Consider the following 14,395-nt stretch of genomic DNA (forward strand, 5'->3'; position numbering starts at 1 on the left):
GGGAACAGGGACGATATGGCGGTGGCAGCTACCCAACCGACGACGGCGCCGACGGTGTCGCTGCACATCGGCCTGTTCTTCGACGGCACCCGCAACAACGCCGACAACCTGCAGCGCGCCTCGCGCCCGCCCGGTGCCACCACGCCTGCGCCGCGCCCACCTGCGGTGGTCGCCGATGATGCCTCGCCGTACCAGAGCCGCTTGACCAGCAGTTACAGCAACGGCCTGACCAACATCGCGCGGCTGCACGCTTTGTACCCGGACCATCGGCAGCTGCCGCCGGCCGGAAGCACCCTCGCGCTGTCGATCTACATCGAAGGCGTGGGCACGCGTACCGGCGAGGAAGACGACCTGATGGGGCTGGCGTTCGGCATCGGGCGCACCGGCGTACGCGCCAAACGACGGCGCGCGCTGGAGCAGCTGCTGCCGGAGGCGCTGCGCCAGCTGGCCCGCGCGCAGCCCGGTCATACCCTGGGCAGCGTGCGGGTGGATCTGTTCGGTTACTCGCGTGGCGCGGCCAGTGCACGCGACGTGGTGAACGTGCTCAATGCACCCGCCGGTGCCGCGTGGCTGCGCGAACAGCTGGTGCGCTCGGGCTGGGCGCTGGCGCCGGGATTCCCCGCCACCGCGCGGCCGGTACGCTTCGTGGGGCTGCTCGATACCGTGGTGGCGATCGGCCGCCAGCACCGCGATGAGATGCCGGCGCTCGCGCTGCGCCCCGGCTGTGCGGACAAGGTGGTGCAGCTGGTCGCCCGCGATGAACACCGCGAGCATTTCGCGCTCACCAGCGTGGCGCCCGAGCACGAAGAGATCGCCCTGCCGGGCGTGCACGCCAACATTGGCGGCGGCTACGACCAGCGTATCGAAGGGCCCAAGCTGCTCAGCCGGCCCCAGGGTCAGCTGCTGCGCGGTACCGGGCTGGCGCCAGGCGCGGTGCCGCCGCTGGCACTGCTGCGCGCGAGCACGGTCTACCGCACCGCGCAGGCAACCTGCCGCCGCTGGCAGCGCACGCTCGGCCTGGGCGATGACGCGATCTGGGTCGATGTCTGGCACCAGTGGCAGCAGCAGCGCATCGCCGGCAGCCGCAGCGTGCTGCCGCAACTCACCCTGCGTGGGTACGCGGCGGTCGTCCTGCGCCGCGAGATCGATGCGCGCTACCAGTTCATCGCGTTGCGGCTGCTGCACCAGCGCGCCGCCGCGGCGGGCGTGGCGTGGACGACCTCGCCCGATCAGCTGCCTGCGCTGGCGTTGCCGATGGAGCTGCAACCGATCGCAGCGCGGCTGCTGGCCGGCCAGCCGCTGGACGCCGCGCAGGAGCTGCTGCTGCGCCAGCGCTACCTGATGCAGTCAGCACATTGGAACTTCGATGCATTGGGCGATACCGCGCTGCTCTACGCCGCCGATGAAGGCACCCGGGAGTTGCCGTATCGACCCGGGCCGGGCCTGTTCTACGTCAACCGGCCGACCGCGAGCGGTCAGCGCGTGGTGCTGGCCAACACCTGACCGCGCAGCTCGGTCTGTTCGATCAGCTCGGCCAGTTCTTCCTCATCAAAGCCAGCCAGCAGGCGCGCTTCGAGATTGAACGGGCCATAGAGATAGCCGCCGGCGTATTCCTTCAGCAGCGCCATGAACCGCGGTCGCGGCTCGACGTTTTCACGCGTGCAGTACCAGCGGTACCAGCGCGAGCCGGCGGCCACGTGCGCCACTTCTTCGCGCAGGATGATCTCCAGCACATCGGCGGTGGCATGGTCGCCACCGGCACGCAGCTTCACGATCATCCCCGGGGTGACATCCAGCCCGCGCGCTTCGAGCACGCGCGGCACCAGCGCCATGCGCGCCAGCCCGTCGTGCGCGGTCTTCTCGCACATTTCCCACAGGCCGTTGTGTGCGTCGAAATCGCCGTACGCATAGCCATTGGCCTGCAGCCGATCGTGCAGCAGCATGAAGTGGCGCGATTCGTCATCGGCCACACTGACCCAGTCGGCATGGAACGACGTCGGCAGGCCGCGGAATCGGTAGACCGCATCCCAGGCCAGGTCGATCGCATTGAGTTCGATATGCGCGATGGCATGCACGAACGCGGCACGCCCCTCCACGCTGCCCAGGCCACGCCGCGGAAGATCGCGCGGGTGGACCAGGGTCGGCCTGGCCGGGCGCCCCGGCATCCGGATCGGCGCCGGTGGCGGCGCATCGGCCGGTGCCTTCAGGCGACCGGCGCGGAACTGCACGGCATAGTGCTGGGTCAAGGCAACCTTGCGCAGCGGATCCGGCTCGGCCAGGCACTGCTGCGCGGCCTGCAGCAGATCGCCGGCCGCGCTGTCCAACACATCACTCATGCCCGGCCCTCAGGCGCGACGCTTGTGCTTGGCATCGTCCGAACGCAGCTGCTGGATGCGCTCGAAATAGCCCGGCTCGATCCCGGTCGGGTAGACGCCGTTGAAGCACGAGGAATCGAACGACTTCAGCTCCGGATTGCCTTCGCTCACCGCCGCTTCCATGTCCTCGATGTCCTGGTAGATCAGCCAGTCGCAGCCCAGGTGCTTCTCGATTTCCTCGATGCTGCGATTGTGCGCGACCAGTTCTTCGGCCGCCGGCATGTCGATGCCGTAGATGTTCGGATAGCGCACCGGCGGCGCGGCGCTGGCCAGGTAGACCTTGCGGGCACCGGCGTCGCGCGCCATCTGCACGATCTGCTGGCTGGTGGTGCCGCGCACGATCGAGTCATCCACCAGCAGCACCACGCGGTTGCGGAACTCCAGGTGGATCGGGTTGAGCTTGCGGCGCACCGACTTCACGCGCTCGCCCTGGCCCGGCATGATGAAGGTGCGGCCGATGTAGCGGTTCTTGATGAAGCCTTCGCGGTACTTCACCCCGAGGGTGTTGGAGATCTCCAGCGCGGCATCGCGCGAGGTATCCGGGATCGGGATGATGGTGTCGATGTCGTGGTCCGGGCGCAGGCGCAGGATCTTCTCGCCCAGCTTGATGCCCATGCGCATGCGCGCCTTGTGCACCGACACGTTGTCGATCATCGAATCCGGGCGCGCGAAGTACACGTACTCGAAGATGCACGGGCTGTGCTCGACCGGCTCGGCGCAGACTTCGGAGAACAGCTCGCCGCGCGCGGTGATGACCAGCGCTTCACCCGGGCGCACGTCGCGCACGCGCTGGAAGCCGAGCACGTCCAGGGCGGCCGATTCGGAGGCCACGATGTATTCATCGCCTTCGGCGTGGGCGCGCTTGCCCAGTACCAGCGGGCGGATGCCATGCGGATCGCGGAAGGCCACCAGGCCCAGGCCCAGCACCACGCTGATCACCGCATAGCCACCCTTGACCCGGCGGTGCACGGCGGCCACGGCGCGGATCGCCGCTTCCGGGGTCAGCTGGCGCTGCGCGTCCAGTTCGAAGGCGAACACGTTCAGCAGCACTTCGCTGTCCGAATCGGTGTTGACGTTGCGGCGGTCCTGCTCGAACACCTGCTGGCGCAGGGCTTCGGTATTGATCAGGTTGCCGTTGTGGGCCAGCGCGATGCCGTACGGCGAGTTCACGTAGAACGGCTGCGCCTCGTCCATGCCTTCCGAACCGGCGGTGGGATAGCGCACGTGCGCGATGCCGACGCGGCCTTCCAGCGTGGACATCCGCTTGGCATCGAACACATCACGCACCAGGCCATTGGCCTTCTGCACGCGCAGGCGGGTGCCATCGGCAGTGGCGATGCCGGCCGCGTCCTGGCCACGATGCTGGAGGACGGTCAGGCCGTCATACAACTGCCCGGCGACGTTCTGGTTGCCGACGATTCCGACGATGCCACACATGGTGCGAGTTCTCCGCTGGGCTGCGCCCATCTACAGTGAAGGTGGCCGTGCCTGGCCGGGGGTACCGTTCCGTGCCGGAGCGGTGTCGTCCGGACGCGGGTGCGCCGGCTCGATATTGACTGGCAGTGTGGAAGCCGGCCCGCGCGCCGCAGCGTCGGCAGGTGCCGTCTCCCTCCCCTCGTCAACGGGACGCGGCCATCCGCGCCCTGCCACTACCTCGCCAAGGACGCCATTATCGCCTGTCGCGAGCGGCTTGCCCAAATCCATCGTCGGCAGTTGCGGCAGATTCACCTCCGGCAACGCCATCTCGGGCAGCTGCGCCTGCATCCAGCGCACACCCGGCTGCAGCAGCGGGCGCACCTGCGAAGTCTGCCAGGCCGGCTCCTGCGGCAACGGTGTGAAGGCGGCCAGCATCAGCAGCACGCAGCCCAGGAAGGCGCCCCGGACCAGGCCCAGCGCGCCGCCCAGCACGCGGTCGGCGCCCGTCAGGCAGGTGACCTTCACGGCGGCCTTGATCAGCATGCCGATCAGGCCCACCGCGATCATGACGATCAGGAACACCCCCAGATAGCCGGCAACATAGTGGCCGGTGCCCGGTTCCAGGGGGGCGGCCCACCAGTGCGCCGCGTCGTTGCCGAACAGGAACGCGGCCCAGCCGGCCAGCAGCCAGGACAGCGTGCCGACCACGATCCCGACGAAGCCGCGCATCAGCCCCAGCAGGACCGAGGCGCCGATCAGGACCAGCAGGACGATGTCGATCATGCCGTCAGGCCGCGCGGCAGGCGCCGTCCAGCAGATGCAGGGCGGCGCAGGTCAGGCATCAGGGATGCGGGCGGACCATGCCGGCCACGCCGACCTTGGCGGCGACCTGGGCCTTGAGGTTCTCGGCATCGGCGCGGTTGGCGACCGGCCCGACGCGGACCCGGTTGAGGGTGCCCTTGTCGGTACGGACCTGCTCCACGAAGGCGCTGAAGCCGGCGGCGCGGACTTTGTCGCGCAGCGCGTTGGCTTCGGTGGCCTGGCCAAAGGCACCCAGCTGCACGGCGAAGCCGACGCTGCTGGCCGCCGGGGCCGCCGGGGCAGCAGGCGCCGCAGCGGCAGCTTCGGGCTTGGGCGCCGGTGCCGGCTTGGGTTCGGGCTTGGGCGCGGCCGGCTTCGGTTCCGGCTTGGCGGCCGCGACCGGTTCGGCCGGCAGGGACTCGGTTTTCACCGTGTTGCCCGATGGCGCGGCGGCGGCGCTGGAGGCCGGCGGTGCAGCCGAGGGAGTCGGTGCGGTGGCGGCCGGGGTCGCGGCAACCGCGGTGTCGGCGCGCGCATCGAGGGTGATCACCTCGGCCTTGACGTCGTTGCGCACCTTGACCGCCTGCAGGCGGCCCGCTTCGGCCAGCGCGCGGTCGGCGTAGGGGCCCACGCGCACGCGCCAGGCCTGGCGGCCGTTGATCGTGGCCGGCTCGCGGAAGCCCGCCAGCTGGGCACTCTTCAGCGAGGCGATGACGCGGTCGGCATCGGCTTCGCTGGCGTAGGCGCCAAAGCTCACGGCGTAGTTGCCGGCGGCCACGGCCGGCGAGGTATCGGCCGCGGCCGGATCGGCGGCGACGGCAGCGCTGTCGGCCAACGGCTGGGTGGTCGATGCCCCGCTCTGCAGGCCGGTGGCGCCACCGGTCGGTGCGACCAGCGGCAGCTCGCGGGTTTCGAACTGGCCATCCGATGGCGCGGCCGGTGCGCTGATCGGCACGTTGGCGACACCGCTATCAGGTGCGGGACCCTTGACCAGCATGGGCAGGAAAATCACGGCCAACGCCACCAGGACGATGGCACCAATCAGTCGCTGTTTCAGAGGAGTATCCACGTGAAGGCAGGCAGGCGGCGCGGCGGAATGCCACGGCGATTATACGGGTGCGCGCGTGTGCGGCGGCTGATGCGGCTGAACGGCACCGCAAAGCGCCCTCAGGCGCCGGGGTCGAGCGTCTGCAGCGCCTGTGCGGCGGTATGGAAGGAGCCGAACACCAGCACGCGGTCGCCGGCGTTGGCCTGCGTCACGGCATGCTGCAGGGCCTCCACGACGGTCGCGTGCGGCGTTGCGGCGGCCGCACCGGTACCAGCCAGGCGTGCCTGCAGTTCCGCGGCACTCTGCGCACGCGCGCCCTCCAGGCCGGCCAGATGCCACTGCTGGACCTGATCGGCCAAGGCATCCACGACACCGGCAGCATCCTTGTCCTGCAGGGCAGCGAACACGGCGATGGTGCTGCCGGTGACGGGACTGGCCTTCAGCGCCGCCGCCAGCTCACGAGCAGCCTGCGGGTTGTGGCCGACATCGACCAGCACCTCCACACCATCACGATCGAAGGATTGCAGGCGGCCACGGATGCGCGCGGCCGCCACGCCCTCGATGAAGGCGGTGCGCGGCAGCGGGCGATCCAGGGCACGCAGCGCGGCAATCGCGGTGGCGGCATTGGCGCGCTGGATCGGGCCACGCAGGGCCGGGTGCGGCAGTTCAAGCCGGAAGCCGACATCACGCCAACGCCAGCGTTCGCCATCGATGGCCTCGGCGAAGAAGTCGCTGCCGCCGCGGATGGCATTGGCCCCGAGCAGGTAGGCGCGCGCGAGCACGCTCGAGGGCGGATCGATTTCGCCCAGGATGACCGGCTTCCAGCCCCGGATGATGCCGGCCTTCTCGGTGCCGATCGCTTCGCGGTCCTCGCCCAGCCAATCGCTGTGATCGATGTCCACGGTGGTGATCACCGCCACGTCGCCATCGACGATGTTCACCGCATCCAGGCGCCCGCCGAGGCCGACTTCAAGCACGGCCAGATCCAGCCCGGCCTGTGCGAACAGATGCAGCGCGGCCAGGGTGCCGTACTCGAAATAGGTGAGCGTGGTATCGCCGCGCGCGTCTTCGATGGCGTTGAAGGCGGCCATCAGTTCGTCATCGCTGGCGTCGTGCCCATCGATGCGCACACGCTCGTTGTAGCGCAGCAGGTGCGGGGAGGTGTACGCGCCGACCTTCCAGCCGGCCGCACGGGCGATCGCCTCGATGAAGGCAACCGTGGAGCCCTTGCCGTTGGTGCCCCCGACCACGATGCTGCGCTCGGCCGGTGCGCCCAGCCCCATCGCCTGCGCCACGGTACGCACCCGGTCCAGCCCCATGTCGATGGTGGCGGGGTGCTGGTGCTCGATGTAGCCGAGCCAGTCGGAGAGGGTCTGCGGGCGGGCGGTGGTGGTCATGGTCGTTGGATCGGAATCGTTGGGGCGGACGGCAGGATGGGACGCAGTGCGTTACAGCGCGCGGTGCTTGGCTTCGCCGAAGAACGGCGTGTGGTGGGCACAGTCGTTGAGGCGGACCACTTCCAGCTGGTCCAGGTCGGGCCCTTCGAGCAGGTTGAGGGTGGTCGGTGCCTGGCGGAAGGTCCACAGGCGCGAGATCGGCAGGCCGAGGATGCGGCACAGGATCACGCGGTTGACGGCGTCGTGGGCGACCACCAGCAGGGTGTCATGCTCGCCGAGGCCTTCGGCGGCACGGGCCAGGCCGCGCCAGCTGCGCTCGAGCACCAGGCGCAGCGATTCGCCGCCGGGCATCAGCACGGTATCCGGCTCTTCGCGCCAGGCGCGCAGGCGGGAGGGATCCTTCTCGTGGATTTCGCTGGCCAGCAGGCCTTCCCATTCGCCGTGGGCGATTTCCTGCAGGTCCGGCTCGGTCAGCAGCATCGGGGCCCGCTCGGCGCCAAGGGCGAGCTGGGCGGTCAGCTGGGCACGCACGAGCGGTGAGGCGACGGCACGGGTGATGTCGACCGAGTTGAGGCGTTCCCCCAAGGCCTTGGCCTGGGCTTCGCCGATCGGCGACAACGGGATATCGATCTGGCCTTGGTAGCGGCCTTCGGCATTCCACGGCGTTTCGCCGTGACGGGCAAGCAGGATGCGCATGCGGACAAGGGGTCCTTGGGGGGAGGAGGTTGCGGCGTTTCGTTCACATCCTGTGAAACCACACCGAACAGGGATCATACCCGGTCGCGGCGGTGAAGCTGCGCGGCGCTTTGCGCTTCGTTGCTTGCGGGCATGCTGGCTTGCTGGCCTACCCTGGCCTGCCCTGCCCTGCCCGGCGCGCTCGCACGGGGGAAAACAAGGCGCCACGCGCTTGACTATACGTCGCACATAAAAAAACCCCGCAGATTTCGCTGCGGGGTCATCGAAACCGACGTGTCGGCTTACTTGCTGAGGTTCAGTTCCTTCAGCAGCTGCGGCGCCGGCGCCACTTCCTGCATGATCCACTGCATGTAACGGCTGTCGACCGCGATCATGCGGGTCATCACCGGATCGAACACCCAGTTGGAGCTCACCGATTCCCAGTTGCCGTCGAAGGCCAGGCCGACCAGCTTGCCGTTGGCATCGAGCACCGGCGAACCGGAGTTGCCACCAGTGATGTCCAGGTTGGACAGGAAGTTCACCGGCACCGAGCCGATGCGCTTGTCTTCCAGGCCGCCATAGCGCTTGGCCTTGACCGCTTCCAGCAGCGCCTTGGGCGAATCGAACGGGTCTTCACCGGTTTCCTTCGCCGCCACGCCTTCCAGGGTGGTGAACGGGGTGTAGTTCACGCCGTCCTTGCCGTAGCCCATGACGTTGCCGAAGGTGATGCGCAGCGACAGGTTGGCGTCCGGATAGACGAACTCGCCCTTGCTCTTCTTGTAGTCGGCCACGGCCTGCAGGTACAGCGGGCGCGATACCAGCGACTCGCCTTCGCGGGTCTTCTTCTGCTCTTCCTGCTGCAGCAGCGCCGGCATCACTGCCACCGCGTACTGGATCGCCGGGTCGGTGCTGGCTTCGAAGGCGGCACGGTCGGCCTTGAACCACTTCAGGCGCTCATCCAGGCTGCCCAGCTTGGTGCCCGAGAGCTTGCCGACCAGGCCATCCACGGCGGCCTTGTCGCTGCCGGCCAGCCACTGGTTGAGCACCTCGTTGCTGCGCTGCGCGGCCGGCAGGGCCACGTACTGGCTCAGCCAGTAGGTCTGCAGCTGCTGGTCCATGCGCGGCACGTAACGGCGGTCCATCTGCTTCAGGCCGCCTTCGATCGAGGGCAGGTCACGTTCCTGGTAGCCGACCTCACGCTCGGCATCGGCCTTGCTGCGTTCGATCGACAGGCGGTACAGGGTGATCGCCGAGCCCACTGCGGAGGTGCTGTTGAACTGGCTGACGAACAGGTCGCGCTCACGCGTGGCCTTGCTGGTGTCCAGGTGCTGGATCAGCTGCGCATGTGCGGCCAGGGCCGGCTTGCCGGCGGCACCGCGCTTCTTCAGCCAGGCCAGCACGGCGGCTTCTTCGGCCTGCTTCTGGCCGGCCGCGTCGATGCGCTTGAAGCCTTCCAACTGGCCCGCGTAGTTCTTGGCCACGTTGTTCATGCTGGCCGCGGTGGCGGCGTACTTCACCTTGACGTCCGGGTCGGCCTTGCCGGCCTCGTCGATCATCTTCAGCACCGCGTTGTAGTGGCGCGCGATGGTCGGGTAGGTCCAGCTGGCGGTTTCATTGAACTCGCCGGCCAGGGCGTAACGGTTGGTGCGCCCCGGGTAGCCGGCCACCATCACGAAGTCGTCGGCGCCCAGCGGCTGGTCGGCGAACGTCAGGAAGTGCTTGGGCTGGTAAGGCACGTTGTCGGCCGAGAAGGCGGCCGGCTTGCCGTCCTTGCCCACGTAGGCGCGGTAGAACGAGAAATCGCCGGTGTGGCGCGGCCACATCCAGTTGTCGATGTCGCCACCGAACTTGCCGACGCTGCCCGGGGGCGCGTAGACCAGGCGCACGTCCTTGATTTCCATGTTGCGGAACAGGCGGTAGGTGTTGCCGCCGGAGAAGCTGTACAGGCGGCAGCGGAAGCCGGCATCGGCTTCACAGGCGGCCGTCTGGGCCTTGTCGAACGCCTCCAGCGCGCGGGTCCGGGCCAGCGGGTTCTTGCCGGCGGCGGCGATGGCGGCCTTGGCCTGGTCGGTGACGTCGGTGATCTGGTCCAGCACGAACACGCGGGCGTTCGGGCCGGCGCTCAGTTCGTCCTTCAGGGTCGGGGCGTTGAAGCCGTCCTTGATCAGGTTCTTCTCGGCCGTCGAATTCAGCTGGATCGCACCGTAGGCGCAGTGGTGGTTGGTGACCACCAGGCCCTGCGGGGAGACGAAGCTGGCGGTGCAGCCACCCAATGCCACGACCGCGCCCATCGGGTCGCCGGTCAGGTTGGAGATCTGCTCCGGGGACAGCTTCAGGCCGGCCTGCTTGAGCGGGCCGGCGATTTCCGGCAGCTGCTGCGGCACCCACATGCCTTCAGCGGCATGGGCGACCTGGACCAGCCCAAGGCTGGCGACGACGGAGAAGGCAAGCAGGTTCGAGCGCATTGAGCAGCCCCTGGTGAAAGAACCGCCGATTCTAGCCCAGCCGCTGCCCCGGCCCGAAGCCGGGTAGAGCCGACCCATGGTCGGCTGGCCGCACGCAGTGCGGCCATGATGGGCATGGCCACCTCCCGGCCCACCCGCGCTGCAACATGGGAAAAACGCCAGCGGCTCTATAATCCGCGTTTTCCCCCAGATGAGTTCCACCCCGATGGCGCAGCAAACAATGAAGGCCCTGGTCAAACGCGAAGCCGCCAAGGGCATCTGGCTGGAAGAGGTTCCGGTCCCCACCCCCGGCCCGAACCAGGTCCTGATCAAGCTGGAAAAGACCGCCATCTGCGGCACCGACCTGCACATCTACCTGTGGGACGAGTGGAGCCAGCGCACGATCAAGCCGGGCCTGACCATCGGCCACGAGTTCGTCGGCCGCATCGCCGAGATCGGCCCGGGCGTCACCGGTTATGAAATCGGCCAGCGCGTCTCGGCCGAAGGCCACATCGTCTGCGGCCATTGCCGCAACTGCCGCGGCGGCCGCCAGCACCTGTGCCCGAACACCGTGGGCATCGGCGTCAACGTCAACGGCGCCTTCGCCGAATACATGGTGATGCCGGCCAGCAACCTGTGGCCGATCCCGGACCAGATCCCGTCCGAGCTGGCCGCCTTCTTCGATCCGTACGGCAACGCCGCGCACTGCGCGCTGGAGTTCAACGTGATCGGCGAGGACGTGCTGATCACCGGCGCCGGCCCGATCGGCATCATCGCCGCGGGCATCTGCAAGCACATCGGCGCGCGAAACGTGGTGGTCACCGACGTCAACGATTTCCGCCTGAAGCTGGCCGCCGACATGGGCGCCACCCGCGTGGTCAACGTGTCCAACACCTCGCTCAAGGACGTGATGAAGGAGCTGCACATGGAGGGCTTCGACGTGGGCCTGGAAATGAGCGGCAACCCACGCGCGTTCAACGACATGCTCGACTGCATGTACCACGGCGGCAAGATCGCCATGCTTGGCATCATGCCCAAGGGCGCGGGCTGCGACTGGGACAAGATCATCTTCAAGGGCCTGACCGTGCAGGGCATCTACGGCCGCAAGATGTACGAGACCTGGTACAAGATGACCCAGCTGGTGCTGTCCGGCTTCCCGCTGGGCAAGGTGATGACCCACCAGCTGCCGATCGATGAGTTCCAGAAGGGCTTCGACCTGATGGAACAGGGCAAGGCCGGCAAGGTGGTGTTGAGCTGGAATTGATCACCTGCGCCTTCGGCACAGATGATCAATGGTCCATTCCACCTTATCCCGGCGCCGTTGGCGCGCCCCCTTGAACAACAAGAGGGCTGCGCTCCAGCAAGGGGTCCCGTGTGAGGCCAATATTGAAAAGGCGCCCATCCGGGCGCCTTTTCTGGTTCGCGAGGTGGTCGGCGGTGTCGGGCGCCGGTTACTGCCCGATGCCGACCGTGAACACCACGCGGCTGTCGGCCAGCTTGCCGGAGTTGTCGCGGCCGTTGCCGTCGGTGCCGTAGTAGCCCAGGCCGAGATTGAACAGGCCGAACTGGCGGCTGACGCCGACGTTCCAGTCGGTGTAATCCTTGGAGATGCCTTCTTCGAAGGTGCTGCGGCCGACGTTGGCGCTCAGCGTGAAGTCCTGCGGCAGCGCCCACTCGCCACCCACGGCGTAGTACCACGCATCGGTGCCCGAATTGAACACGTCGTTGGTGTAGGTCACGGTCAGGCTGTACTGCTTGGCGAAGGTGGTCTTGGTGATGAACTCGTTGTACGCCAGTTCGCTGGAACCCGGGTAGGTGTAGCGGTTCAGCAGCAGGTCCAGGTTGACGGTGTCGGTCACGTCGAAGGCGTAGCCGATCAGGTAGTCGACCTCGGCATCCGGGCCGCCATCGCCAAAGTCCACGCCCGAGCCCCAGACACCGGCGTACAGGCCGACCGGCGAGGTATAGGTGAAACCGGCCTGGATCGTCGGATCTTCATCGGTCTGGGACACACCTCGGAACACGTAGTCCGACACGCCGGTCACGTTCCAGCTGAAGGGAGAGGCGGCCTCGTCCTGGGCACTGGCGGCAAACGGGGCAAGCAGGGCGGCGCAGAGCACAACGGCGGCGGTACAGCGCGTGGCGTGGTTCATGCGGGGTCTCTCCAGACGTGGGGGTGGGCGGAACGGTGCGGTTTACAGTTTTTTAACCTGATTGATATTGCGATGCAACAATCACGTCTGCAACGGTTCCCCGCCGGCCCCGGCGCGATCGACCGGACGTGCAACCCGGCGGCCGCCTGCGACAGGTAAAATCCCGGGTTTCCCGTGCCGAAGACTGCCTGCCATGACCGACGCCACCACCGCCTCGCTGACCCAGCACTACGTTGAAGAACTCGAGGCGATCCGCGCCCAGGGCCTGTTCAAGTCCGAACGGATCATCACCAGCCCGCAGTCGGCCGAGATCACCCTGGACGACGGCCGTACCGTGCTGAACTTCTGCGCCAACAACTACCTGGGCCTAGCCGACCACCCCGACCTGATCCAGGCGGCCAAGGACGCGCTGGATACCCACGGCTTCGGCATGGCCTCGGTGCGCTTCATCTGCGGCACCCAGGACCTGCACAAGCAGCTGGAAAAGCAGATCGCCGGGTTCTTCGGCAAGCAGGACACCATCCTGTACGCGGCCTGCTTCGATGCCAACGGCGGCCTGTTCGAGCCGCTGCTGGGCGAGCACGATGCGATCATTTCCGATTCGCTCAACCACGCCTCGATCATCGACGGCGTGCGCCTGTGCAAGGCCAAGCGCTTCCGCTACGCCAACTGCGACATGGCCGATCTGGAAGCCCAGCTGCAGGCCGCCGATGCGGCCGGCTGCAAGACCAAGCTGATCACCACCGACGGCGTGTTCTCGATGGACGGCTTCATCGCCCCGCTGGATGAGATCACCGCGCTGGCGAAGAAGTACAACGCGCTGGTGCACATCGACGAATGCCATGCCACCGGCTTCCTCGGCGCGACCGGCCGCGGCTCGGCCGAGGTCAAGGGCGTCCTGGAGAAGATCGACATCATCACCGGCACCCTGGGCAAGGCCATGGGCGGCGCACTGGGCGGTTTCACCTGCGCCAGCGCCGAAGTGATCGAGCTGCTGCGCCAGCGCTCGCGCCCGTACCTGTTCTCCAACTCGCTGCCGCCGCACGTGGTCGCCGCCGGCATCAAGGCCTTTGAAATGCTGGCCGCCGCCGACGACCTGCGCAGCACGCTGGCCGAGAACACCGCCTACTTCCGCGAGAAGATGACGGCTGCCGGCTTCGACGTGAAGCCGGGCGTGCACCCGATCAGCCCGGTGATGCTGTACGACGCGCCGCTCGCGCAGAAGTTCGCCGAGCGCCTGCTGGAAGAAGGCATCTACGCGATCGGCTTCTTCTTCCCGGTGGTGCCCAAGGGCCAGGCCCGCATCCGCACCCAGATCAGCGCCGCGCACACGCGTGCGCACCTGGACCGCGCCATCGATGCGTTCACCCGCATCGGCGTCGAGCTGGGCGTGATCAAGGGCTGAGGGCCCCAGCCGACCCACACGCACCCGCGCATTGCGGAGGTAGAGCCGACCGTTGGTCGGCTGCCTCTCGTCGCAGGTCATGAACCTCCGGCATGGGGGCACGCCTTGCGTGCTCCAGCCGACCAACGGTCGGCTCTACCGCTGGGGGGGTGTGGACATCGGATGCGGGGGCTCGCCTTGCGTGCCCAGCCGACCAACGGTCGGCTCTACCGTTGGGGTGACGCGCGCGGCGGGTTACTTCTTCTTTTTCTTCTGGTCCTTGGCCTCTTCCTTGCTGGCCACCACCACCGGTGCCGCGACCGGGCCATCCTGGCCGTTGCCCTTGGCCACACGGATACCGTTGGCCTTCATCCAGGCATCGAACTCGTCGGCGCTCATGCGCTTGTCGCCATCGCTCATCAGGAAGCGGTAGCTGCCGCGGCCATCGAGCTCGGGAATCTTGATCTCCACCACCTTGTCGGTCACCGGCGGATCCTGCTTGGCGATCTGTTTGTGTCCGCCGCAGGCGGTCAGCAGCGCGGTCAGCAGCGCGGCCGGCAACAGCAGGCAGGCGCCACGGAACAGGGAACGGTTGAGGGTACTGACGTGCATGGTCTTACTCCCGGTGTTGAACGGAACGTCCCTTCGAAGGCCATCCATTGCCCGGGTCGACTGGCCTGCCACCTGCCGGCAGGCCACAAG

The 14,395-nt window shown here is 67.7% G+C and carries 12 protein-coding genes; 3 read left to right on the forward strand and 9 right to left on the reverse strand.

Annotated features, from left to right (window positions below; all coding sequences use genetic code 11):
• Positions 1–15: 15 nt before the first annotated feature.
• Positions 16–1,503 carry a phospholipase effector Tle1 domain-containing protein gene (locus tag PV764_RS09410; protein ID WP_046272390.1) on the forward strand — a complete coding sequence of 496 codons (1,488 nt, stop codon included), beginning with the start codon at positions 16–18 and terminating at the stop codon, positions 1,501–1,503.
• On the opposite strand, the gene PV764_RS09415 is transcribed toward PV764_RS09410, so the two are convergent.
• The 7 genes from PV764_RS09415 to PV764_RS09445 all read right to left on the reverse strand — a co-directional run bounded on the left by PV764_RS09415 (position 1,476) and on the right by PV764_RS09445 (position 10,177).
• Positions 1,476–2,336 carry a ferritin-like domain-containing protein gene (locus tag PV764_RS09415; protein ID WP_046272391.1) on the reverse strand — a complete coding sequence of 287 codons (861 nt, stop codon included), beginning with the start codon at positions 2,334–2,336 and terminating at the stop codon, positions 1,476–1,478. The two genes, PV764_RS09410 and PV764_RS09415, sit on opposite strands and share 28 nt — an antisense overlap.
• Before the next feature lie 9 nt (positions 2,337–2,345).
• Positions 2,346–3,812: an amidophosphoribosyltransferase gene (gene purF / locus PV764_RS09420; RefSeq protein WP_019185825.1), complete on the reverse strand. Its 1,467-nt coding sequence runs from the start codon at positions 3,810–3,812 to the stop codon at positions 2,346–2,348.
• A 30-nt stretch (positions 3,813–3,842) separates the two neighbouring features.
• Positions 3,843–4,574, reverse strand: coding sequence for a CvpA family protein (locus tag PV764_RS09425; protein ID WP_019185826.1), 732 nt, complete (start codon positions 4,572–4,574; stop codon positions 3,843–3,845).
• A 58-nt stretch (positions 4,575–4,632) separates the two neighbouring features.
• On the reverse strand, positions 4,633–5,661 hold the full coding sequence (locus PV764_RS09430; protein ID WP_046272392.1) for an SPOR domain-containing protein: 1,029 nt from the start codon (positions 5,659–5,661) through the stop codon (positions 4,633–4,635).
• Positions 5,662–5,759: 98 nt separating this feature from the next.
• Positions 5,760–7,037 carry a bifunctional tetrahydrofolate synthase/dihydrofolate synthase gene (gene folC, locus PV764_RS09435; protein ID WP_421116524.1) on the reverse strand — a complete coding sequence of 426 codons (1,278 nt, stop codon included), beginning with the start codon at positions 7,035–7,037 and terminating at the stop codon, positions 5,760–5,762.
• A gap of 51 nt (positions 7,038–7,088) precedes the next feature.
• The gene (locus PV764_RS09440; RefSeq protein ID WP_019185829.1) at positions 7,089–7,733 is read right to left on the reverse strand and encodes a histidine phosphatase family protein; all 645 of its coding nucleotides are present in this window, start codon (positions 7,731–7,733) and stop codon (positions 7,089–7,091) included.
• Positions 7,734–8,014: 281 nt separating this feature from the next.
• The gene (locus tag PV764_RS09445) at positions 8,015–10,177 is read right to left on the reverse strand and encodes a S46 family peptidase (protein ID WP_070473743.1); all 2,163 of its coding nucleotides are present in this window, start codon (positions 10,175–10,177) and stop codon (positions 8,015–8,017) included.
• 220 nt (positions 10,178–10,397) lie between these two features.
• On the opposite strand from PV764_RS09445, the gene tdh reads away from it, so the two are divergent.
• Positions 10,398–11,420: an L-threonine 3-dehydrogenase gene (gene tdh, locus PV764_RS09450; RefSeq protein WP_026070190.1), complete on the forward strand. Its 1,023-nt coding sequence runs from the start codon at positions 10,398–10,400 to the stop codon at positions 11,418–11,420.
• Between the two features lie 187 nt (positions 11,421–11,607).
• Here tdh and PV764_RS09455 read toward each other — a convergent pair whose 3' ends face one another.
• Positions 11,608–12,309: a TorF family putative porin gene (locus tag PV764_RS09455; protein WP_019185832.1), complete on the reverse strand. Its 702-nt coding sequence runs from the start codon at positions 12,307–12,309 to the stop codon at positions 11,608–11,610.
• Between the two features lie 193 nt (positions 12,310–12,502).
• On the opposite strand from PV764_RS09455, the gene kbl reads away from it, so the two are divergent.
• Positions 12,503–13,714 (forward strand): glycine C-acetyltransferase, encoded by a 1,212-nt coding sequence (gene kbl, locus PV764_RS09460; protein WP_019185833.1) that lies wholly within the window; start codon positions 12,503–12,505, stop codon positions 13,712–13,714.
• Between the two features lie 234 nt (positions 13,715–13,948).
• Here the strand turns inward: kbl and PV764_RS09465 are convergent, their stop codons facing one another.
• On the reverse strand, positions 13,949–14,305 hold the full coding sequence (locus tag PV764_RS09465) for a hypothetical protein (RefSeq protein WP_421116525.1): 357 nt from the start codon (positions 14,303–14,305) through the stop codon (positions 13,949–13,951).
• Positions 14,306–14,395 lie beyond the last annotated feature (90 nt).

It is taken from the genome of Stenotrophomonas sp. AS1 (assembly GCF_048957655.1).
Lineage (GTDB): Bacteria > Pseudomonadota > Gammaproteobacteria > Xanthomonadales > Xanthomonadaceae > Stenotrophomonas > Stenotrophomonas bentonitica_A.